Below are 21,042 nucleotides of genomic sequence, written 5' to 3' on the forward strand. Positions count from 1 at the left end.
AACCGGCGTGGGTACGCTGAGGCCCACTCGGGCGCGCGCGGCCACGGACGCGCGCACGGCCCGCCGACACCCAGCCGGAACGGAGCGCCTCACCATGGCCACGAGCCTCATCGACACCGTCATCTCCCTCTGCAAGCGCCGGGGATTCGTCTACCAGTGCGGCGAGATCTACGGTGGCACGAAGTCGGCCTGGGACTACGGGCCGCTCGGCACCGAGCTCAAGGAGAACATCAAGCGTCAGTGGTGGCGCTCGATGGTGCAGGGGCGTGACGACGTCGTCGGACTCGACTCCTCGGTCATCCTTCCCACGTCCGTGTGGGAGGCCTCGGGCCACCTCGCTGCCTTCGTCGACCCGCTCGTCGAGTGCCTCTCCTGCCACCGTCGCTACCGCCAGGACCATCTGCAGGAGGCGTACGCGGAGAAGAAGGGCCTGGCCGACCCCGACGCCGTGTCCATGAGCGACCTCGTGTGCGCCAACTGCGGCACCAAGGGCCAGTGGACCGAGCCGCGGATGTTCAACGGCCTGCTCAAGACCTACCTCGGTCCCGTGGAGTCCGAGGAGGGTCTGCACTACCTGCGCCCCGAGACCGCGCAGGGCATCTTCGTGAACTTCGCGCAGGTCATGACCACCTCGCGCAGGAAGCCGCCGTTCGGCATCGGGCAGATCGGCAAGAGCTTCCGCAACGAGATCACGCCGGGCAACTTCATCTTCCGCACGCGCGAGTTCGAGCAGATGGAGATGGAGTTCTTCGTCGAGCCCGGGACGGACGAGGAGTGGCACGAGCGCTGGCTCGAGACGCGCATGAGCTGGTACACCGGCCTCGGCGTGGATCCGGAGAACCTTCGCTTCTACGAGCACCCCGCCGAGAAGCTCTCGCACTACTCCAAGCGCACCGTCGACATCGAGTACCGGTTCCGCTTCCAGGGCTCGGAGTGGGGCGAGCTGGAGGGTGTGGCCAACCGCACCGACTTCGACCTGCGCACGCACAGCGAGCACTCCGGGAAGGACCTGTCGTACTTCGACCAGGCCACGGGCGAGCGCTACACGCCGTACGTGATCGAGCCCGCGGCCGGCGTCAACCGCTCGATGATGGCCTTCCTCGTCGACGCCTACGCCGAGGACGAGGCCCCCAACACCAAGGGCGGCGTGGACAAGCGCACGGTGCTGCGCCTCGACCCGCGGCTCGCCCCGGCCAAGGCTGCGGTGCTCCCGCTGTCGCGCAACGAGCAGCTGTCGCCCACGGCCCGCGGGCTGGCCGATGAGCTGCGCGGCTTCTGGAACGTGGAGTTCGACGACGCCGCCGCGATCGGCAAGCGGTACCGCCGCCAGGACGAGATCGGCACGCCGTTCTGCATCACGGTCGACTTCGACACCCTCGACGACCAGGCCGTCACCATCCGTGACCGTGACACGATGCAGCAGGAGCGGGTGGGTCTGACCCAGGTGCGCGACTGGCTCGCGGCGCGCCTGCCCGGGTGCTGAACCCCGCCAGGGCCACAATCGTCCCGTGAGCACGCGCACCGGTCCCGTCGCCGCCTCCGTCCTGGTCCTGGCGCTGGCCGCTGCCTGCTCGTCCGAGGACGAGGCGCCGCCGGTCCCCACGCCGAAGGGATTCGACGTCCCGGCCGGCGTCACGCTCACCCAGCCGGGCACGTCCCTCGCCCTCGGCAAGCCCGCGACGGTCGTGCTGGACCTCGGCGACGGTGCCGCGAGCGCGGTCACCGTGATCGTCGACGAGGTGCGCAAGGGCACGCTCAAGGACTTCCGGTTCTTCAGCCTCGACGAGCAGAGCTCGACCGCGACGCCCTACTACGTCGACCTCACCGTGCGCAACGACGGACCGGCCGGTCTGGGTGGGTCGTCCCTGCCGGTGCTGGCGCACTCCAGTGCCGAGACGGTGTACCCGGCGAGCGAGCTGGTCGGTGACTTCGAGCCCTGCCCGTCGTCGGCGCTGCCGGGCCGCTTCCTGTCCGGCGCCTCCGCCACGCTGTGCTTCATCTACCTCGTGCCGAAGGGGGAGACCCTTCGGACGATCGACCTCCAGCCGTCGGACGCCTCCTCGGCGGTGCGCTGGAAGGCCTCGTCCTGACGGGGACCCGTCGCGGTCGACCGGTGGGAAGAATGACTTTTTCATGTTCTTTCTGTCATTCAGGAAGTTCTTTCCGGCGAGGTGTTCCGTTGTCGGGTGCCGTGTGCTCAAGATGGACGAGGATCACGCGTCGACCAGGGGCACGCAGATCTGCTGGGAGCATCGACGACGTTCGTCGACCCGGACCGGCGGCGAGCTCGTCGGTGCTCCCAGACCTCGGGTGGCGGCACCCGGCCCCCTGGCACAATTGAACTCGGGGTCGAACGCAGGGCCCCACTCGAGCCTCCTCGTGGGACACGCCCACGGCAGGCGAGCGGCGCCGGACGACTCTCCCATTCGCCCGGCCTGTACGTCGCCCGCCCTCGTCGCCGGGAACGGAGCCACTCCCGCTCCGGGCCCACCGGGCCACTGCTCACGAGGAACCCACCAGGGTCGGCGTCCGGCGACGGTCGGACGCCGACCCTGAGTGCTGTCCCGTGCACGAGCGACGAGGGCGACCAGGGATACTGGAACCCTCATGACCGTCACCGACCCGAGCGCCGCGCCCGGACTCCGCGAGCCCGCCGCGCTGCGCCTGGGGGGCCTCGAGGTCGACGTCCCGGTGGTCTTGGCGCCGATGGCGGGCGTCACCAACGTGGCGTTCCGGCGGCTGTGCGCCGAGCAGGGCGCCGGTCTCTACGTGTGCGAGATGATCACGTCACGCGGGCTCGTCGAGGGTGACGCCACCAGCCTGTCGATGCTGACGTTCGCCGACAACGAGACCGTGCGGTCGGTGCAGCTGTACGGCGTCGACCCGGTGGTGATGGGCCGGGCCGTCGAGATCCTCTGTGCGGACCACGGCGTGGAGCACGTGGACCTGAACTTCGGCTGCCCCGTCCCCAAGATCACCCGCAAGGGTGGCGGGGCCGCGCTGCCGTGGAAGGCCGGGCTGCTCGGACGGATCCTGGAGGAGACGGTGCGTGCGGCGCAGCCGTACGGCGTGCCGGTCACCATGAAGACCCGCCTGGGCATCGACGAGGACCACCTGACGTACCTGGACGCCGGCCGGATCGCCGAGGACGCGGGCTGCGCCGCCATCGCCCTGCACGGTCGCACCGCGGCGCAGCACTACTCCGGGCGGGCACGGTGGGAGGCGATCGGCGAGCTCAAGGCCGCGGTCGGCATCCCGGTGCTCGGCAACGGCGACATCTGGGAGGCCACCGACGCCGCGAGGATGATGGCCGAGACGGGCTGCGACGGCGTCGTCGTGGGTCGCGGATGCCTGGGTCGGCCGTGGCTGTTCCGCGACCTCGCCGCCACCCTCGGCGCCGACCCCGGGGGTGGAGCACCCACGCCGACCCTGCCGAGGCTCGGCGAGGTGGCTGCCGTCATGCGGCGGCACGCTGAGCTCCTGGGCGACTGGCTGGGGGAGGAGCGCGGCTGCATCGAGTTCCGCAAGCACGTCGCCTGGTACCTCAAGGGCTTCGCAGCGGGCTCGCGGATCCGGACGGAGCTCGGCGGCGTCTCGTCGTACTCCTCGCTCGACCGGCTGCTCGGCGACCTGGACCCCGACGAGCCCTACCCGGTCTCCGAGCTCGGGACGCCGCGCGGTCGTCAGGGCAGTCCCCGCAAGGTGGCCCTGCCCGACGGGTGGCTCGGTTCACGCGAGGTCGTGGGTGCCGTCGACCCCGCGGCCGAGGACGCCACGAGCGGCGGCTGACCCGACGTCGGCCCGGGCCGACCGGGCTGCACCGACCGCCCGGAGCGCGACGTCCCGGGCGACGGGTCCCGCCAGGTGGTGGGCGTCGACGTCCACGGGTCCGTCGGGCGTGTGCAGCTCGACCGTGGCGACGCCGAGACGCCGCTGCAGCGGTCCCTGGCGCAGCGCGATCGACTGCACCTTGGCGTGGGGGGCACTGCTGGTCCGTCGTGCCAACCACCCCGTCGACGACGTCGCGCGCCGCAGGCCCAGGTCGATCCAGCGGTAGCGCCAGCCGATCGGTGCGAAGGGCCACGACCGCCGGCTCGCTCGGACCGGCCCCGTCCGGTCGACCTCGCCGACGACCGTCTCGGGAACGAGCTCGTCGACCAGAGCGGCGGCCAGGGCGCGGTCCGCGATGGGCAGCAGGGTGGTCTCGCGGGCTGCCTCGTCGCCGGTGCCGCTTCCGGCGACGTCGACCTCGAGACGGCACCAGCCGAGAGATCGCCAGAGGATCGGCTCGACCACGGCGATGCCCTGCACCCGGGCGAACGGGATGGTCTGCGAGGTCAGGGACAGCAGACCTCGCTCGATCCGCAGACCGTGTGGCGTGCGCCAGAGGGTGAAGCCCCACTCCGCCACCACGCGCCGCGAGATCAGCTGGACCGCCCAGGAGAGCGCCGGGAGCACGCCACCGAGGAGCACGAGCGGCGCGCCGAAGCCGATGGCGGCCAGGACCACCGCGGCGACGGCCGCCAGCGCGGTGAGCAGGTCCAGGCTCAGGAGGGCGCCGAGCATCGTGCGCTCCGGCGTGACCCGGGTGATGAGGTCGCGGTCGTCCAGCGCCTCGACCGGGTCGGCATCGTCGGCAGCGCCACCGTGCGCCCGCCTCAGGAGCAGTCGACGGACGTCGTGGGCCTGGTCGAGCGGGAGGAACCTGACGACGAGCCGGGACTCGTCCCCTCCGGCCAGCTCGATCCGCACCTCGGCGAGGCCCACGACCCGGGCCAGGAGCGGTTCGGCGACGTCGACGGCCTGGATGCGCTCGAACGCGGCACGGCGCGACCGACGGTTCAGGACACCGCTGTCGATGCGCACCTCGTCGTCGTCGACGACGTAGCGGGTGAACCACCAGGAGACGAAGCCTGCGGCCTGGCCGAGCAGGAGGCCTCCGCCGAGGACGCCGAGCAGGGCGGCCCACCACGGCACGCCGTCCCAGCGGTCCCCCTGGAGGTAGGAGGTGCCGATCGCGATCACCGCGGCACCGGCCCACAGCCCGCCCTGCACCGCACCGGTCAGGGGGTGGGTGCGGCTGCCGACGGTCGGCAGGGCGGTGCCCGGGTCGCCGGAGGTGGCAGCCTCGACGGGCTCAGACCCCGCCATCGCGCGCCTGCCCGAGCTCGGTGAGCCGGTCGCGGAGCAGGCGCGCCTCGTCGGCCGGGATGCCGGGCACGACGGCCGCGGTCTCGGTGCTGGCCGTGTGCAGGGAGACGCGGGCGATGCCCAGCCGTCGCTCGACCGGCCCGCCCTCGACGTCGACGAACTGGACGCGGCCGTAGGGCACCACCACGAGTCGGCGGAACATGACGCCCGAGGTGACGAGCAGGTCGTCCTCGGCCTCCGCCCAGCCCCAGGACCGACGGTTCCGCTCGGCCCACCACCAGGTCGTCGCGGCGGCCGCGGCGGCGCACGCCGCCAGGGCCCCGAGCCCGACGCTCACGAGGACGTGCGCGTCGACGGCGGTGGCCGTCGCGGCACCCGCGGCCAGCAGGACGGCGAGGACGACGAGCGGGATGACGAGCACGATGCGGCGACGCGTCGTGAGGGCAGGGGAGACGGGACGCCAGGTCTCGGCGACGGGCCGGAAGAGAGATGCGTCCACGTCCTGCAGCCTAGGTGCACGCGGGGCGGGTCCCGGTGGACGCCCGAGGTTTGACCCGGGCCCGGTCGCGGTGGGACACTGGCAGACGCAGCCGCCGCTGTACCCCAGTCCCGCCGCCCGGCACTCGAGCCGGAGCCGCGACCTTCCTGCGGAGGATCACTCATGGCCAAGGCTCTCGTCGGATTCGTCGGTGGACCGACGCTCGACCAGCTGAACGAGGTCGCGCGGCTGCGCCGACGTGTCGCCGACCTCGAGGCCGAGGTGCTGCGACTGAACACCGAGAACGACGGTCTGCTCAAGACCCTGTCCGAGCGGGTCGACCAGGTGACCGCGGGCGACCTGCTCGAGCCGCTCTCGCGCTGATCCCAGTACCCTCGCTCGCCTCCGAGGGCGGGACACGACGACGCACTAGGGTGGTCGCGTGTACCTGAAGAGCCTCACGCTGCGCGGTTTCAAGTCGTTCGCGTCGAGCACCACCCTGGAGCTCGAGCCCGGCATCACGTGCGTGGTGGGGCCGAACGGCTCCGGCAAGTCGAACGTCGTGGACGCCCTCGCCTGGGTCATGGGCGAGCAGGGTGCCAAGTCGCTGCGCGGCGGCAAGATGGAGGACGTCATCTTCGCCGGCACCTCCGGCCGCCCGCCGCTCGGCCGCGCCGAGGTGGTCCTCACGATCGACAACACTGACGGTGCACTGCCCATCGAGTACAGCGAGGTCACGATCTCGCGGACCATGTTCCGCAACGGCGGTTCGGAGTACGCGATCAACGGCACCAGCTGCCGTCTGCTCGACGTGCAGGAGCTGCTGAGCGACTCCGGCATCGGCCGCGAGATGCACGTGATCGTCGGACAGGGGCAGCTCGACTCGGTGCTGCGGGCCACCCCCGAGGAGCGTCGCGGCTTCGTCGAGGAGGCCGCCGGTGTGCTCAAGCACCGCAAGCGCAAGGAGAAGGCGCTGCGCAAGCTCGACGCGACGCAGGGGAACCTGACGCGTCTGCAGGACGTGCTCACCGAGCTGCGGCGCCAGCTCAAGCCGCTCGGCCGGCAGGCCGAGGTGGCGCGGCGTGCCGTGACCATCCAGGCCGACGTGCGCGACGCGCGGTCCCGCCTGCTCGCCGACGACATCGTCACCGCGCGGTCCACGATCGCCGAGGAGATGGCCGACGAGGCCGCGCTCAAGCAGCGACGGTCGGCCGTCGAGCACGCGGTGTCCGTCGCGCGCCAGCAGGAGACCGAGCTCGAGGACCGGCTGCGCGAGGACTCGCCGGCGCTGTCGGCCGCCCAGGAGACCTGGTACGCGCTGTCGGGGCTGCGCGAGCGCATGCGCGGCACCGCCGGGCTCGCCAACGAGCGGATCCGACTGGCCGCCGTGGAGTCCGACGACCGGCCCTCCGGTCGTGACCCCGAGGAGCTCGAGGCGGAGGCCCGACGGGTCGAGGAGCAGCACCAGGCCATGACGACGTCGGTCGCCGAGGCGCGGGCCGCGCTCGAGACCGCCGTGGCGGCGCGGGGCGAGGCCGAGACGTCCTACGGCGAGGAGGAGCGACGGGTCGCGGGTCTGCTGCGGGCCGCCGCCGACCGTCGTGAGGGTCTCGCGCGCCTGCACGGGCAGGTCAACGCGCTCAAGAGCCGCGCCGAGGCCGCCGACGCGGAGGTGGCCCGCCTGCGCTCGGCGCGCGACGAGGCGCTCCAGCGGTCCGAGGAGGCGCAGAAGGCGTTCGCCATGCGCGAGAGCGAGATCGCCGGGCTGAGCCAGGGCGAGTCCGGGCTCGACGAGGCGCTCGAGTCGGCCGAGGCCGCGCTGGCCGAGGCCGAGGCGAAGGCCCGCGAGGTCACGACGGTGGAGCAGGAGGCCAGCCGCCGGCAGGCAGGTCTGGCCGCTCGTGTCGAGGCGCTGGAGGTGGGCCTGGCGCGCAAGGACGGTGCGGGTGCCCTGCTGGCGGTCTCCGACGAGATCAGCGGGCTGCTCGGCTCGGTGGCCGCGCTCATCACCGTGCGCCCCGGCTTCGAGGCCGCCATCGCCTCCGCGCTCGGGTCCGCCGCCGACGCCGTGGCCGTCGACCACCTCGACACCGCCGTCACGGCGATGGAGCTGCTCAAGACGGAGGACCTCGGTCGTGCCGGGCTGCTGCTCGGCGGTGACACCGAGCTGGACGACACCGGGTGGCCGGGTCTGCCGGACGGTGCCACCTACGCCGTCGACGTCGTCGACCCGCCCGCCACCCTGCACGCGGCGCTGCGTCGGCTGCTGTTCAAGGTCGCGGTCGTCGACGACCTCGCGGCCGCCAAGGTGCTGGTCGCCCAGGCGCCCGACCTCACGGCGGTGACGCGCGACGGGGACATCCTCGGGGCGCACTACGCCTCCGGTGGGTCGTCGTCGCAGCAGAGCCTGCTCGAGGTCCAGGCCGCCATCGACCAGGCGCGCGAGGAGCTGGGCGAGGCCGACCGACAGCTGGAGACGCTCCGCTTCGATGCGCAGCGCATCGCGCAGGAACGTGCAGCGGCGCAGGAGCGGGTCGATGCGGCGATGGAGAAGCTGCACGAGTCCGACGCGGAGATGTCGGCCGTCGCGGAGTCCCTCGGCCAGCTCGGGTCGACGGCGCGCGCGGCCAAGGGCGAGGCCGAGCGGCTGACGGCGGCGATCGCGTCGGCCCAGGAGGCGCACGAGCGCGACCTGGGCGGCCTGGCCGAGCTCGAGGAGCGCCTCACGCAGGCCGAGGAGGCGCCGGAGGAGGAACCCGACACCTCGGCGCTGGAGGAGCTCGCCGAGGTCGCGTCGACCGCGCGTCGCACCGAGACGGAGGCGCGACTGGCGCTGCGCACGAACGAGGAACGGGCCCGCGCGCTCGAGGGCCAGGCCAGTGCGCTGGTGGCGTCGGCGGCTGCCGAGCGCGAGGCGCGCATCCAGGCCCGGTTGCGGCGTGAGCAGCAGCTGCGCGAGGCCGAGACGGCGCGCGCGGTGCTGGCGGTGAGCGACGTCGCGCTCGCCCGGCTCGAGACCACGATCGCCGAGGCGGCGGCGCTGCGGACCGAGATCGAGCAGTCGCGCTCGGGCCGTGAGACGGAGCTGCGCGACGTGCGCGCGCGGCTGCGGACGCTGGCCGAGGAGCTCGACGGTCTCACCACCTCCGTGCACCGCGACGAGATGGCTCGGGCCGAGCAGCGGCTCCGCCTCGAGGCGCTCGAGGCGCGCGCGCTGGAGGAGCTCGGCGTCGAGGTCGAGGCGCTCGTGGCCGAGTACGGTCCCGACCAGCTGGTGCCGCCCCCCGCCCCGGAGGTGGTCGAGGCCACCGACGACGCCGTCGCGACCACCGGTGACGCGGACGACCCGCAGGCCGAGCCGGAAGGTCGGCCCTTCGACCGGGCCGAGCAGACCAAGCGGTTGCGGGCCGCCGAGCGGGCCATGGCCATGCTCGGCAAGGTCAACCCCTTGGCGCTCGAGGAGTTCTCGGCCCTCGAGGAGCGTCACCAGTTCCTGTCCGAGCAGCTCGACGACCTCAAGCGCACCCGGCAGGACCTGCTCGACATCGTGGCCGACGTCGACGAGCGGGTGCAGCAGGTCTTCAGCGAGGCCTGGACGGACGTGTCGCGCGAGTTCGAGGGGGTTTTCTCCCGACTCTTCCCCGGCGGCGAGGGCCGTCTGCTGCTCACCGACCCCGACGACCTGCTCACGACCGGCATCGACGTCGAGGCGCGCCCGCCCGGAAAAAAAGTCAAGAGGCTGTCGCTGCTCTCCGGTGGCGAGCGGTCGCTCGTGGCCGTCGCGTTCCTCGTGGCGCTGTTCAAGGCCAGGCCCAGCCCGTTCTACATCCTCGACGAGGTCGAGGCGGCGCTCGACGACACCAACCTCGGGCGTCTGCTGGAGATCTACGAGGAGCTGCGCGCCAACTCCCAGCTCATCGTCATCACCCACCAGAAGCGCACGATGGAGGTCGGCGACGCCCTCTACGGCGTGTCCATGCGGGGTGACGGCGTGACGACGGTGATCAGCCAGCGACTGCGTGAGGACGAGATGGCGTGAGCGAGAAAGATCGAGCACCGGCCGACGACGGGTCCCGACGGCGCGATGATTTTCCCGTCGTGCGTCGCATCTCCACCCGGTGGGAGGACGAGGACGTCTACGGGCACGTCAACAACGTCGTCTACTACTCGTTCTTCGACACGGCGGTGAACGGCTACCTCATCGACGCGAGTGGCACCGACATCCGCACCCTGGACGCGTACGGGGTGGTGGCCGAGACGGGGTGTCGGTTCCTGCGCGAGCTGCGCTTCCCCGGCGACGTCGAGGTGGGCCTGCGGGTGGTCCGGCTGGGGACGTCGAGCGTGGTCTACGAGATCGGCCTGTTCCAGGGCGCGGCACCCGAGCCGGCCGCGATCGGACGGTTCGTCCACGTGTACGTGACCGGCTCCGAGCGCGCGGTCACCCCAGTGCCCGACGTCGTCCGCGCGGTCCTCGAGCCGCTCACCTGACGCGACGGGCGCGGGTGGCCCGTACCGGCAGCGTCGCACCGACCGGGGGCGGCGCGGCGTCGGTGCGCATGAGGACCCGGCGGCCCGGCAGGTCGAGCTCCACGAGCCACTCGTGACCGCGGTACGAGCGGCGCGCGACGACCGCCGGCGTCGCAGCCTCGTCGACCACCACGTGCTCGGGCCGTACGACCAGCCGGGTGCCGTCGTCGCCGTCGATCGTCGCGGCCGCGACCAGTGGGTCGTCCTGGGCGAGCACGGTGGCCTCACCGAGGAAGGTCGCGGTCCACGCGTGCTCGGGCTCGCGGTAGAGCACCTCGGGCTCGGCCTGCTGCAGGACCGTCCCGTCGTGCATGACGGCCACCTCGTCGGCAAGGGTGAGCGCCTCGGCCTGGTCGTGCGTGACGAGCAGGGCCGTCGCCCTCTCGGCCACGAGCAGCTCGCGCACCTCGTGGCGCAGGTCGTCGCGCAGACGGGCGTCGAGAGCGGAGAACGGTTCGTCGAGCAGCACGAGGGCAGGGCTCGGTGCCAGGGCGCGCGCCACGGCGACCCGGTGCTGCTGGCCGCCGGACAGCTCGTGCGGGCGACGGTGCGCCAGCTCGGTGAGACCGACGAGGTCGAGGAGGTGCAAGATCCTGTCGCGCGACCCGCGGGGCAGTCCGAAGCCGACGTTGGCCGCGACGTCGAGGTGGGGGAACAGCGCCGCCTCCTGCGGGACGAGGGTGATCGACCGGTGATGCGTGGGCACCGACGCTCCGGGTGCGTCGAGCGGTCGTCCGAGCAGGGTGGTGCTCCCCGAGAGGGTGGGGTGCAGACCGGCGACGCAGCGCAGCAGGGTGGTCTTGCCGCAGCCGCTCGGCCCGACGAGCGCGACGAGGGTCCCCGCGGGCACCCGGAGGTCGACGCCCTGCAGCACGGCTGCGTCGTCGTACCCGGCGACGAGGCCGGAGACGACGAGCCCGCGTGCCACGGGGTCCATGTCGTTCATTCCCATCGGCGGGCCTCCCAGGACGTCGGTCGGGACAGCAGGAACGCGGGGATCGCGGCGAGCGCCACGACGGCGAGCGCGTAGGGAGCAGCGGCCCCGTACGCTGCCGAGCTCGTGCGGCTCCAGACCTCGGTGGCGAGGGTGTCGAGACCGGTGGGGCGCAGCAGGAGCGTGGCCGGGAGCTCCTTCATGACGGTCAGCATGACGAGCAGCGCACCTGCGGCGACTCCCGGAGCGGCAAGGACACCGGTGGTGCGGGCCTGGGCCGGCAGGGGGTGCCGACCGAGGCTGCGGGCCACCTCCGACAGCACCGGTGGGACGAGCGCCACGCTGGTGCGCGTGGCGCCGACGGCCTTGGGCAGGAACAGCACCACGTAGGCGAGCACCAGCACCACGACGCCCTGGTAGAGCCCGGGAACCACGCGCAGCGAGAAGTACACGAGCGACAGGGCCACCACGATGCCCGGCAGCGCGTGCCCGGCGAAGGCGAGGCTCTCGACGAGGGCCACGAGCCGGCCGCGGTGCCGGGCCGCCAGCACGCCGACCGGCACGGCGAGGATCACGACGGCCAGCGCGGCGACCATGCCGAGCAGGGTGGTGGTGAGGATCGCCGAGAGCAGCTCGCCGACGTCGAGGGCGCGCGCGGTCCCGGCGGCGAGACGCCTGAAGAGAGCCAGGATCGGGACCCCGACGGCCAGCAGGGGGACGACGAGCAGGCTGCCCGCCACGAGGGCGGTGGGCGCCGGCCCCAGACGGACCGGGCGCGGTGGAGCGGCGGTTCCCCGTCCGGTGCGCCATCGCTCACCGCGACCACGCACCGACCGCTCGAGCACGACGGTCCCGAGGGCGAGGAGCACGAGGAGCAGCGCGAGGACGACGGCCTGCTCCCTGCCGACGAACGAGCCGTACTCGCGCGAGATGGCGAAGGTGAACACGTCGAAGCGCAGCATGGCGACGGCCCCGAAGTCGGACAGGACGTAGAGCGCCACCAGGAGCGTGCCCGCTGCCGCCGCGGGCAGCACCTGGGGGAGAACGGTGCCCGTCCAGGCGCGGAACGGAGGTCGGCCGAGGGTGCGCGCGACGGCGGCGCCATCGGGGTCGACACGACGCAGCGCGGCGGCCACGGGGAGCGTGACGTACGGCGTGCACACGAGCGACAGCACGAGCCACGAGGGCCAGAAGCCGGTCCAGCCCGGAACCGTGGTGAGCCAGCCGAAGGCCGCGACGTACGACGGCATCGCGAGCGGGATGGCCGCGAGCACCCACCACACGCGACCGCCGGGCAACCTCACCGTCGAGGTGGCCGCCGCCGTGGCGAGGCCGACCAGCAGGGTCGTGACGCACACCGCCGCGGCAAGGCCCACGCTCGAGCCGAGCAGGGAGAACGTCCGGGCCCGTCCCAGGGTCTCGGCGAAGACGTCGGGCCCGATCTGTGCTCCTCGGACCAGGAGGTAGCCGAGCGGGAGCGCGGCGACGGCCCCGCCGGCTCCTGCTGCGACGAGCAGGAGCGGGCGGGGTCGGTGCGCCGGGCGGGTCCGGTCCGAGGTCACGGTCAGGACAGTCCGGCGTCCTGGATCATGCGCACCGTGGCCTCGAGGTCGGCCAGGTCGGAGAGGTCGATGTCCGGACCCTGGAGGTCGGCCAGGGCAGGCAGGCCCTCCGGCGCGTCGATGCCCTCCACGAGCGGGTACTCGTAGGTGTTCTCGACGAAGTACGTCTGGCCGGCGTCGGACAGGAGGTACTCGACGAACGCTGCGGCATCGTCGTGGTCGGACAGGATGCCCGCACCGGTGACGTTGACGAGTGCGCCCGGGTCGCCGGCCTTCGGGAACGTCAGCTGCGCGCGCATCTGGTCGGCACCCACCTCGGCGGCCGTCTGGAACCAGTAGTAGTGGTTGATCAGGCCGAGGTCGAGCTGGCCGGTGTTGACGGCCTCGAGCACGGCGCCGTTCTTCTCGTACGACTGGTAGTCGTTGGCGGCCATGCCCTCCAGCCATGCCTGGGCCGCGTCGTCGCCCCGGGAGACGCGGAAGCCCGTGACGAAGGCCTGGAACGACGCGTTGCCGGGCGGGAAGCCCACGCGGCCCTTCCACTCCTCGTCCGTGAGGTCGGCGACCTCGTCGGGGACGTCGGCCTCGTCCAGCTTCTCGCTGTCGTACGCGATGACACGGGCGCGACCGGTCACGCCCACCCACGACCCGTCGGTGGAGGTGAGGGACGCCGGGACCTTGTCGGTCAGGTCCGCGTCGAGGTCGCTCAGCAGGCCCGCCTCGGAGAGTGCGCCGAGGGCGCCGGCGTCCTGGGACAGGAACACGTCGGCGGGGGTGGCGTCACCCTCCTCGAGGAGGGTGGCCGTGAGCTCCGGGGTCTCTGCGTAGCGCGCCTCGACCTCGATCCCGGTGTCCTTCGTGAACTGCTCGACGAGCGGCGAGACGAGTGCCTCGTCGCGGCCGACGTAGACCACGAGCGGTCCGTCGTCGTCGGCCCCGTCGTCGCTCGAGCCGCCGCAGGCGGAGAGCACGAGCACGAGGACCGTGAGGGGGAGCGCGACGCGCGCGCCGCGGTGCCGCGAACGAGGGAGGGGGGTGCGCATGCAGGTGTCCTTGGTCGGAGTGATGAAGCAAGGTGAGCCTAAGTAAGGTGAGCCTGCCCGTCACTCCCTAACCTAGGGGGGTCTGATCGGCCGGGGGTCAGGAGGCGGCATGGGTGGCATCGAGCGGGTGCTGGTGGTCGACGACCACCAGGTCTTCGCCGACCTCGTGTCCGTGGCGCTCGAGAGCGACCCCACGATGCGCTGCGTCGGATCGGCCGCGTCGGTCGAGGACGCCCGACGGCTGGCCGCGGAGCTCCGCCCGGACCTGGCGCTCGTGGACGTGCGCCTGCCCGACGGCGACGGACTCGACCTCGCGGCCGAGCTGCTGGCCGCCCGACCGGAGCTGCGCGTGGTCGTGCTCACCGCCTACCCGCGTGCGGACCTGGTGGAGCGGGCCCGAGCGGTGGGCGTGGCCGCGCTGCTGGCCAAGGAGCTGTCCTTGACCGAGCTCCTGGCCGCGTTGCGCGACGCGCGCCCCGACGCCCCGGTGCTCGTGCAGCTGCAGGAGCCGCAGCACGGCCTGACCCGTCGTGAGCTCGAGGTGCTGGAGCTGCTCGGCGAGGGATCGGACGTGCGAGCCATCGCCCGTACGCTCGGCATCAGTCCGCACACGACGCGTGACCACGTGAAGAACGTGCTCGCCAAGCTGGGAGCGCGCACGCAGCTCGACGCCGTGGTGATGGCGGCGCGCAGCGGCATCCTGAGGATCGGCGCGCCGTAGTGGTGCTCGGCGGCACGGTGCGGCGGCGAGGGCGGACGGCCCGGGTCCCGTTCGGTGCGGAGGGGAGCCCCGTGCGCGGAGCGGTGGTCCGCTACGTGGCGGGCGCGTCGATCGTGCTGGTGCTCGTGGTGACGGTGGCCGTCGTGGTCGCGGGCCGGATCGCCACGCGGGAGGCACTCGACCATGCGGAGCTGGACGCCCGCACGCTGGCCGAGCAGTACGTCGCACCCTTGGGTGTCGACGCCCTCGACCCGGTGGGCGAGCGTGGCCGGCTCGACGACGCCTTCCTCGGCCGGGTCGACCAGGGTGCGCTGCGGCAGGTCAAGATCTGGGCCGACCTCGGTGACGGTCGTGGACGGATCGTCTACTCCGACAACCGCCTGTACCAGGGTGCCGAGGTCGAGCTGGGCGAGGAGTACGCCCTGTTCGCGTCGGGACGGGCGGTGGCGCGTCGCGTGGAGCCGGCGGCCGAAGGACCACAGCCCTACCCGGAGGGGACCTACGAGGTGTCCGTGGGGTTCCGCGACGGCCGCGGCACCCCGTTCCTGTTCGAGGCGTACCTGCCGACGCCGGCCATGGCGTTGAGCCGGAGCGAGCTGCTGCGGCAGTGGCTGCCGGTGGTCGTGGGTTCCCTGCTGCTGTTCGCGGTGGCGACGTTGCCGTTGGCGGTCGGTCTGGCGCGACGGGCGGGTGCGGCGGAGTCCGACCGCCGGCGCCTCGCGCAGCGAGGGCTGCGCGACGCCCTGTCCGACCGACGCCGGATGGCGCAGCGCCTGCACGACGGCCCGGTGCAGGAGCTGTCGGGTGCGGCGCTCGTGCTGGACAGCGTCGATCGTGGGGGGCTCTCGGCGTCGGACGCAGCCGCGCTGGATCGGGCCACCCGGGTGCTGCGCGACGGCGTCGGTGAGCTGCGTTCGGTGGGTGACGACCTGTTTCCCGATGCCGTGTCCGCCGAGGGTCTGCGGGCAGCGGTCGACGAGCTGGGGCGCGGCTCGGGCGAGGTCGGACTCGACGTGGCGGTGCGGGTGGAGGGGGGCCTGGGGCTCGACGCCGACGCCTCGTTCCTCGTGTACCGCGTCGTGCGGGAGGGTCTGCGCAACGTGGTGCGGCACGCAGAGGCGCGATCGGCGTCCGTCGAGGTGACGCAGGTCGTCGACTCCTCGGTGCCCGGCGTGCGCGTGACCGTGACCGACGACGGCGTGGGGCTTCCCGCCGAGGTGCGCCACGGGTTGGGACTCCGCCTGCTCGCGCACGAGGTGCACGGTGTCGGCGGGACGTTGCGGCTCGAGCCGGCCGAGGGCAGCGCCGACGGGTCGTGCTTGGAGGTGTGGCTTCCGGCGGACCTGCCGGAATGAGGCGTGGCCTGACTCAGGCGGCGGGCAGCAGCTCGGGCCACTGCTCGACGGGCAACGGGTCGGGGTCGTGGCGATAGACGTGTCCGGTGCGGGTGGTCCACTCCCAGGATCGTCCGCGACGTCTGAGTCGGTACAGGCCGGCGGTCTTGAGTCGATGGGCCCGGCGGTGGATCGGGCCGAGGTTCGTGCCGCGCGTGGGTGCGGGCCAGGCGTCGGTGTGGTCGATGTCGCTGCGGGAGGCGGGGACGTCGGAGGTCGGGAAGCTCGTCGTGCCGTCGCGGAACCACAGGGCGGTACGGATCTTCTCCGGCGCGAACCGGCCGAGGTGGGCGGCGTCGAGCAGGTGACCGTGGTCGTCGGTGAGCAAGCGGTAGAACACGGTGCCCGGCTCCACCGCCTTCTCGCGCACGAGCGCGGCGGGCACGGAGGCCGAGCGGTCGGCCAGCTCGCCGGGTGCGTCGGTGAGACCCATGAGGGACGTGACGGGGACGGTGATGCCGATGACCGTGCTGACGCCGCCCCGGTTCGAGCCGACGAACTCGGCCTCCGGGTCCGGCGAGCCGAGCAGCAGCCCGGTGAACAGGTCGGCGCAGCACTGGTCGTGGGTGCGGGGATCGGCGCTCATGCCACGGGCCTCGGTGTCGAGGCGTTGGAGGGCGGCGTGTCCGTCGACCTCGGGCACCAGGGCGGAGAGCCAGGCCATGCCGTCCCCGGCCGGGCTGAGCCGCACGTGGCGGTCGGCGCGCGCACGACGGTGCCGCTCCCGAGCGGCGTCGGCCTCGAGTCGCTCGACCTGGCGGGAGAGCCAGCGTCGCGTCTGGGGCACCGTGTGGTCGGCCGCGTACCGGGCGATGCGCTCGTCGAGGACGGCAGGGGAGTCCGGCTCGGTGAGCCGCTGCAGCTGGACGTCGACGATGCCTACGTGGTGCTGGCTGACGGACCCGCCCAGGAACGCCTTCCACACCGCGGGCAGGCGGCCTCGGATCCGTCGGGCCATGGCCAGGCGGGCGACCACGGTGCCGGGTGCGACTCCCAGGGCGAGCGAGAGGTCGTGCGCCGCTGCCTGGGCGGCCGTGCGTGCGGCGGACCGCGAGTACTGCTCGCCCTCGGCCCGCGCGGACTCCACGTAGTCGAGCATGTCGACCAGCTGCTCGGCCTCGAGCACGTGGAGGGCTCGCCGACGCACCGTCACCCGGTCGACCGTCTCCGCGCCGGCCGTGCGGAAGGGCACGTCCAGCTCGGTGTCGTCGAAGGTGAAGTCCAGCTCGTCCATGTCCTCGACCCTAGAAGCGCCTTCCGACACCGTGCTCGAAAGGTCCGGGCCGCTGACGGTCGCACCGCGTGGTCACCGCTCGAGCAGCACCTCGACCGCGTGGTACATCCACGGCACCGCGATGAAGACGGTCGGGACGACCAGCACCACCGCCGAGATCGCGATCGACGCGATGGCCGACGCTCGGCGTGCCCGGGTCGGGGCGGGGTCGCGCAGTCGCTCGAGACGCAGGAGCGCGTCGCTGCTCGCGCCGAGGGCGCCGGCCGGGGTGGGGCCTCCGGCGAGGGCGACGATCGCGCGGGCTAGGGGCGGGTCGCCCGTGACCTTGCGTGCCGCGTCGTCGGCCATGAGCTCGACCATCACCTGGCTCTGACGCAGGGGAGCGTCGGTGCGCAGGGGTCGGGGGAACGCGCGGTGCAGCACGCCGAAGGCCTCGAGCACGAGGTCGTGACGGGTGCGCACGTGCGAGCGCTCGTGCTCGAGCACGGCCTGGAGGGCGTCGTCGTCGAGGGACTCCACGGCTCCGCTGGAGATCACGACGCGGGCGTCGCGCAGGCGAGGGATGCAGTAGGCCACGGGTGTCTGCTCGGTCAGGACCCGCACGGCGGGGAGTGCGCCGTGGGGCTCGCCGAGGAGGTCCACCAGCGCGCGGTGGCGGGCGCGCCGGGTCGACGTCTCGCGCCAGACCTGCCAGGCCGCCCACCAGAAGCGCGCCCACACCAGGACGCCGATGCCCATGAGCGTCGCGTGGAGGGCGATCCGCCACCAGGTCGGCTCGTCGTCGGTGACGAGCCACAGCGCCGTGGAGAGCGCGGCCCCCGAGATGGCGAGCACGGCGGCGAGCGCCAACGACTGCCAGAGCACGATCCCTGCGGCCGGCGCGAGTCGCGGCCACGCGGCGCGCGACAGGAGGGCGGGCACCGGCAGGGCGAGCGCGAGGCCGATCGCGCCGAGGAGCAGCGGAGTCATGGTCGCGGGGTCATGGAGGCGGGTTCAGGGTCGCGGGTGCACGGTCAGCGGCCCGCGTCGATCTCGTCGAGCGCGGCCCGTAGCGCCGCGGCCTCCGCGGGGTCGACGGTGCGAGCGAAGTGGAGCAGGGCCGCGGTGCGGTCGCCGGAGCTGTCGAGCGTGGCGTTCAGCGCCTCGGCCGTGGCCGCCTCGCGGGAGAGGGCCGCCGTGTAGCGGAAGGCGCGCCCGTCGCGCTCGCGGCTCACCATCTCCTTGGTGCCGAGCCGGTCGAGCACCGTCATCACGGTCGTGTAGGCGAGGTCGTGCGTGCCCGAGGCCTCCAGTCCGTCCTGCACCTCGCGGACGGTGAGCGGGGACGTGGCCCCCCACAGCACGTCCATGACGGAGCGCTCGAGGGAGCCGAGGGAACGGGATGACTGCGGCATGTGACCTAATCTACTACGCCCGGTAGGAGTTCGGCTTGCCGGTGGACCCCTCGAGGTCCTACGCTCGGTAGTAGTTACTACAGGATGTAGTAGATCAGCGAGCGGAGGCGACCATGGAAGCGCTCGACATCGCGCGGTGGCAGTTCGGCATCACGACCGTCTACCACTTCTTCTTCGTGCCGATCACGATCGGGCTCATCTTCCTCGTGGCCATGCTGCAGACCGCGTGGCACCGCACCGGCAAGGAGAAGTACCTCAGGCTCACCCGGTTCTACGGCAAGCTCTTCCTCATCAACTTCGCGATGGGCATCGCGACCGGGATCGTCCAGGAGTTCCAGTTCGGCATGAACTGGAGCGACTACTCCCGCTTCGTCGGCGACATCTTCGGCGCACCGCTCGCGATCGAGGGTCTGCTGGCCTTCTTCCTGGAGTCCACGTTCCTCGGCCTCTGGATTTTCGGCTGGGACCGGCTCAAGCCGGGGCTCCACCTGGCCTGCCTGTGGCTCGCCGCCATCGGCACGGTGCTGTCGGCCTACTTCATCCTCGCCGCGAACTCGTTCATGCAGAACCCCGTCGGCTTCCGGATGAACGAGGAGGTCGGGCGGGCCGAGCTCATCGACTTCTGGGCCGTGCTGACCAACAAGGTCGTGCTCGTCACCTTCCCGCACACGATCTTCGCGTGCTTCATGGTCGGCGGTGCCTTCGTGGCCGGCATCGCCCTCTGGCAGATGTTCCGCAAGGACCGCGAGGACGAGCGCGAGACCTGGCGCACCGCCCTGCGGCTCGGCGCCGTGGTGCTCCTCGTCTCCGGCGCCGGCACCATGATCTCCGGCGACTTCCAGGGCAAGGTCATGACCGAGGTCCAGCCCATGAAGATGGCCGCCGCCGAGGGCCTCTACGAGGACGAGGCGCCCGCCTCCTTCTCGCTGCTCACCGTCGGCACCCTCGACGGCAGCGAGCCCGTCCTCGAGCTCAAGCTGCCGCACCTGCTGTCGTACCTCGGCACCGGGTCGTGGAACGGGGAGATCCGCGGCATCAACTCCCTGCAGGCGGAGTACGAGGAGCTCTACGGCCCCGGCGACTACTCGCCGAACATCCCGGTGACCTACTGGACCTTCCGCGCGATGATCACCTCCGGTGCGCTCGCGATGGCCGGCGGTGCCTGGATGCTCTGGGCCACCCGTCGACGCCGCATGCCCAGCGTCGGGACGAGCGAGGGCCGATGGCTCCTGCGCACCGCCGTGGTCCTGCCGTTCCTGCCGCTGCTCGCCAACTCATTCGGCTGGATCTTCACGGAGATGGGCCGCCAGCCGTGGGTGGTCTTCGGCCTCATGCCGACGTCGGCCGGGGTCTCGCCCGGCACCACCACGGCCGAGGTGCTCACGACGCTTATCGGCTTCACCGCCCTGTACGGCGCCCTGGCCGTCGTCGAGGTGAAGCTCCTGCTCACCTACATCCGCAAGGGCCTGCCCGACGCCGACCCGCCCCAGTACGTCGACGACCCGGACGCGCCGCTCGCGTTCGCCTACTGACCACCAGGAACCGGAGGAGACGACCATGGAGCTCACCGCCGTCTGGTTCGTGCTCATCGCCGTGCTGTGGATCGGCTACCTCGTGCTCGAGGGGTTCGACTTCGGCGTCGGCATGCTCACCGCCGTGCTCGCTCGTGACGAGAAGGAGCGCCGCGTCCTGCTGAACACCATCGGTCCGGTGTGGGACGGCAACGAGGTGTGGCTGCTGGTCGCCGGTGGCGCGACCTTCGCGGCGTTCCCCGAGTGGTACGCCACCTTGTTCAGCGGCTTCTACCTGCCGCTGTTCCTCATCCTCGTCGCGCTCATCCTGCGCATCGTGGCCCTCGAGTACCGCAGCAAGCGGCCCGCGATGATCTGGAAGCGTCGCTGCGACCTCGGCATCCTCATCGGGTCCGTCGTGCCGGCGCTGCTGTGGGGCGTGGCCCTCGCCAACATCGTGCGCGGCGTGCCCATCGACGCCGACAAGGAGTTCGTCGGCTCCTTCTTCGACCTGCTCAACCCGTACGCGCTGCTCGGCGGGCTGGTGACCCTCACGGTCTTCCTGGTCCACGGCGCGGTCTTCGTCGGCCTCAAGACCGTCGGCGACATCCGCGACCGCGCCCGGCTGCTCGCCCTGCGCGTCGGCGTGGTCGCCGCGGCGCTGGCCGTCGTGTTCATCGTCTGGACGGCCGCCCGCGACGGCGACCTCGCGGTCTGGATCGCCGGTGGCGTGGCTGCCCTGGCCTTCGTCGCGGCCCTGGCCGCCACGTCGGCGCGGCGCGAGGGGTGGGCGTTCATCGGCACGGCGCTGTCGATCGCGGCGGTCACGGTCATGCTCTTCACGGCGCTCTTCCCCGACGTCATGCCGTCGTCGCTCGACCCCGCGTGGAACCTCACCACCACCAACGCGTCGTCGACGCCGTACACGCTCAGGATCATGACCTGGGTGGCGGCGGCCTTCACGCCGATCGTCATCGGCTACCAGGCGTGGTCGTACTGGGTGTTCCGCCGTCGCATCGGCACGCACCACATCCCTGACGACGTGCTCGCACCCACGCCTGACCTCGAGCCCAGCCGGGAGCGCTGAGCGGCC

At 72.4% G+C, this 21,042-nt stretch carries 18 protein-coding genes; 10 read left to right on the forward strand and 8 right to left on the reverse strand.

Annotated features, from left to right (window positions below; translation table 11 throughout):
- Window positions 1-94: 94 nt before the first annotated feature.
- The 3 genes from ASF35_RS11170 to dusB all read left to right on the forward strand — a co-directional run bounded on the left by ASF35_RS11170 (window position 95) and on the right by dusB (window position 3,789).
- Window positions 95-1,483: a glycine--tRNA ligase gene (locus tag ASF35_RS11170; protein ID WP_055967222.1), complete on the forward strand. Its 1,389-nt coding sequence runs from the start codon at window positions 95-97 to the stop codon at window positions 1,481-1,483.
- A 25-nt stretch (window positions 1,484-1,508) separates the two neighbouring features.
- A complete protein-coding gene (locus tag ASF35_RS11175) occupies window positions 1,509-2,090 on the forward strand; it encodes a hypothetical protein (protein ID WP_055967225.1) in 582 nt (193 codons plus the stop codon).
- A 517-nt stretch (window positions 2,091-2,607) separates the two neighbouring features.
- The gene (dusB, locus tag ASF35_RS11180) at window positions 2,608-3,789 is read left to right on the forward strand and encodes a tRNA dihydrouridine synthase DusB (protein WP_055967228.1); all 1,182 of its coding nucleotides are present in this window, start codon (window positions 2,608-2,610) and stop codon (window positions 3,787-3,789) included.
- Here dusB and ASF35_RS11185 read toward each other — a convergent pair.
- Together ASF35_RS11185 and ASF35_RS11190 are read right to left on the reverse strand one after the other, a co-directional pair.
- Entirely contained in the window at window positions 3,730-5,151 is a 1,422-nt protein-coding gene (locus ASF35_RS11185) for a PH domain-containing protein (protein ID WP_055967231.1), read from the reverse strand. The two genes, dusB and ASF35_RS11185, sit on opposite strands and share 60 nt — an antisense overlap.
- Window positions 5,138-5,650 (reverse strand): PH domain-containing protein, encoded by a 513-nt coding sequence (locus tag ASF35_RS11190; RefSeq protein ID WP_055967234.1) that lies wholly within the window; start codon window positions 5,648-5,650, stop codon window positions 5,138-5,140. Before ASF35_RS11190 ends, ASF35_RS11185 begins: the two co-directional genes overlap by 14 nt.
- A 162-nt stretch (window positions 5,651-5,812) precedes the next feature.
- Here ASF35_RS11190 and ASF35_RS11195 point away from each other — a divergent pair, with 162 nt between their 5' ends.
- The 3 genes from ASF35_RS11195 to ASF35_RS11205 are packed head-to-tail and all read left to right on the forward strand — an operon-like array spanning window position 5,813 to window position 10,117.
- The gene (locus ASF35_RS11195; RefSeq protein ID WP_055967237.1) at window positions 5,813-6,013 is read left to right on the forward strand and encodes a hypothetical protein; all 201 of its coding nucleotides are present in this window, start codon (window positions 5,813-5,815) and stop codon (window positions 6,011-6,013) included.
- Between the two features lie 58 nt (window positions 6,014-6,071).
- On the forward strand, window positions 6,072-9,668 hold the full coding sequence (gene smc, locus ASF35_RS11200) for a chromosome segregation protein SMC (protein WP_055967241.1): 3,597 nt from the start codon (window positions 6,072-6,074) through the stop codon (window positions 9,666-9,668).
- Complete coding sequence (locus tag ASF35_RS11205) at window positions 9,665-10,117, forward strand: thioesterase family protein (RefSeq protein WP_082480777.1); 453 nt, start codon at window positions 9,665-9,667, stop codon at window positions 10,115-10,117. Before smc ends, ASF35_RS11205 begins: the two co-directional genes overlap by 4 nt.
- Here ASF35_RS11205 and ASF35_RS11210 read toward each other — a convergent pair.
- The 3 genes from ASF35_RS11210 to ASF35_RS11220 are packed head-to-tail and all read right to left on the reverse strand — an operon-like array spanning window position 10,110 to window position 13,695.
- Window positions 10,110-11,108: an ABC transporter ATP-binding protein gene (locus tag ASF35_RS11210; RefSeq protein ID WP_200931757.1), complete on the reverse strand. Its 999-nt coding sequence runs from the start codon at window positions 11,106-11,108 to the stop codon at window positions 10,110-10,112. The genes ASF35_RS11205 and ASF35_RS11210 overlap by 8 nt on opposite strands.
- Window positions 11,099-12,652 carry an iron ABC transporter permease gene (locus ASF35_RS11215; protein ID WP_235499148.1) on the reverse strand — a complete coding sequence of 518 codons (1,554 nt, stop codon included), beginning with the start codon at window positions 12,650-12,652 and terminating at the stop codon, window positions 11,099-11,101. The genes ASF35_RS11210 and ASF35_RS11215 overlap by 10 nt, the downstream gene beginning before the upstream one ends.
- 2 nt (window positions 12,653-12,654) lie before the next feature.
- Window positions 12,655-13,695: an iron ABC transporter substrate-binding protein gene (locus tag ASF35_RS11220; RefSeq protein WP_055967249.1), complete on the reverse strand. Its 1,041-nt coding sequence runs from the start codon at window positions 13,693-13,695 to the stop codon at window positions 12,655-12,657.
- Between the two features lie 109 nt (window positions 13,696-13,804).
- On the opposite strand from ASF35_RS11220, the gene ASF35_RS11225 reads away from it, so the two are divergent.
- Both ASF35_RS11225 and ASF35_RS11230 read left to right on the forward strand, forming a co-directional pair.
- Window positions 13,805-14,416, forward strand: coding sequence for a response regulator transcription factor (locus ASF35_RS11225; RefSeq protein WP_055967252.1), 612 nt, complete (start codon window positions 13,805-13,807; stop codon window positions 14,414-14,416).
- Window positions 14,417-14,487: 71 nt separating this feature from the next.
- Window positions 14,488-15,771: a sensor histidine kinase gene (locus tag ASF35_RS11230; RefSeq protein WP_156366933.1), complete on the forward strand. Its 1,284-nt coding sequence runs from the start codon at window positions 14,488-14,490 to the stop codon at window positions 15,769-15,771.
- A 13-nt stretch (window positions 15,772-15,784) separates the two neighbouring features.
- Here ASF35_RS11230 and ASF35_RS11235 read toward each other — a convergent pair whose 3' ends face one another.
- From ASF35_RS11235 to ASF35_RS11245, 3 genes are all read right to left on the reverse strand, one after another.
- Window positions 15,785-17,044 carry an HNH endonuclease signature motif containing protein gene (locus ASF35_RS11235; RefSeq protein ID WP_055967258.1) on the reverse strand — a complete coding sequence of 420 codons (1,260 nt, stop codon included), beginning with the start codon at window positions 17,042-17,044 and terminating at the stop codon, window positions 15,785-15,787.
- 72 nt (window positions 17,045-17,116) lie between these two features.
- A complete protein-coding gene (locus ASF35_RS11240; RefSeq protein ID WP_055967260.1) occupies window positions 17,117-18,013 on the reverse strand; it encodes a M56 family metallopeptidase in 897 nt (298 codons plus the stop codon).
- A gap of 44 nt (window positions 18,014-18,057) precedes the next feature.
- A complete protein-coding gene (locus ASF35_RS11245; RefSeq protein WP_082481891.1) occupies window positions 18,058-18,438 on the reverse strand; it encodes a BlaI/MecI/CopY family transcriptional regulator in 381 nt (126 codons plus the stop codon).
- 113 nt (window positions 18,439-18,551) lie between these two features.
- Here ASF35_RS11245 and ASF35_RS11250 point away from each other — a divergent pair, with 113 nt between their 5' ends.
- Complete coding sequence (locus ASF35_RS11250) at window positions 18,552-19,970, forward strand: cytochrome ubiquinol oxidase subunit I (protein WP_055967266.1); 1,419 nt, start codon at window positions 18,552-18,554, stop codon at window positions 19,968-19,970.
- A 25-nt stretch (window positions 19,971-19,995) separates the two neighbouring features.
- Window positions 19,996-21,036 carry a cytochrome d ubiquinol oxidase subunit II gene (gene cydB / locus ASF35_RS11255; protein ID WP_055967270.1) on the forward strand — a complete coding sequence of 347 codons (1,041 nt, stop codon included), beginning with the start codon at window positions 19,996-19,998 and terminating at the stop codon, window positions 21,034-21,036.
- The last annotated feature ends 6 nt before the right edge of the window (window positions 21,037-21,042 follow it).

It is taken from the genome of Aeromicrobium sp. Leaf291 (genome assembly GCF_001423365.1).
Lineage (GTDB): Bacteria > Actinomycetota > Actinomycetes > Propionibacteriales > Nocardioidaceae > Aeromicrobium.

Coding starts and splice junctions, on each gene's coding strand:
- ASF35_RS11250 (WP_055967266.1), top strand. CDS start 18,552: ATGGAAGCGCTCGACATCGCGCGGTGGCAGTTCGGCATCACGACCGTC.
- cydB (WP_055967270.1), top strand. CDS start 19,996: ATGGAGCTCACCGCCGTCTGGTTCGTGCTCATCGCCGTGCTGTGGATC.
- ASF35_RS11220 (WP_055967249.1), bottom strand. CDS start 13,695: ATGCGCACCCCCCTCCCTCGTTCGCGGCACCGCGGCGCGCGCGTCGCG.
- ASF35_RS11240 (WP_055967260.1), bottom strand. CDS start 18,013: ATGACTCCGCTGCTCCTCGGCGCGATCGGCCTCGCGCTCGCCCTGCCG.
- ASF35_RS11185 (WP_055967231.1), bottom strand. CDS start 5,151: ATGGCGGGGTCTGAGCCCGTCGAGGCTGCCACCTCCGGCGACCCGGGC.
- ASF35_RS11170 (WP_055967222.1), top strand. CDS start 95: ATGGCCACGAGCCTCATCGACACCGTCATCTCCCTCTGCAAGCGCCGG.
- ASF35_RS11235 (WP_055967258.1), bottom strand. CDS start 17,044: ATGGACGAGCTGGACTTCACCTTCGACGACACCGAGCTGGACGTGCCC.
- ASF35_RS11225 (WP_055967252.1), top strand. CDS start 13,805: ATGGGTGGCATCGAGCGGGTGCTGGTGGTCGACGACCACCAGGTCTTC.
- ASF35_RS11245 (WP_082481891.1), bottom strand. CDS start 18,438: ATGCCGCAGTCATCCCGTTCCCTCGGCTCCCTCGAGCGCTCCGTCATG.
- ASF35_RS11195 (WP_055967237.1), top strand. CDS start 5,813: ATGGCCAAGGCTCTCGTCGGATTCGTCGGTGGACCGACGCTCGACCAG.
- dusB (WP_055967228.1), top strand. CDS start 2,608: ATGACCGTCACCGACCCGAGCGCCGCGCCCGGACTCCGCGAGCCCGCC.
- ASF35_RS11210 (WP_200931757.1), bottom strand. CDS start 11,108: ATGGGAATGAACGACATGGACCCCGTGGCACGCGGGCTCGTCGTCTCC.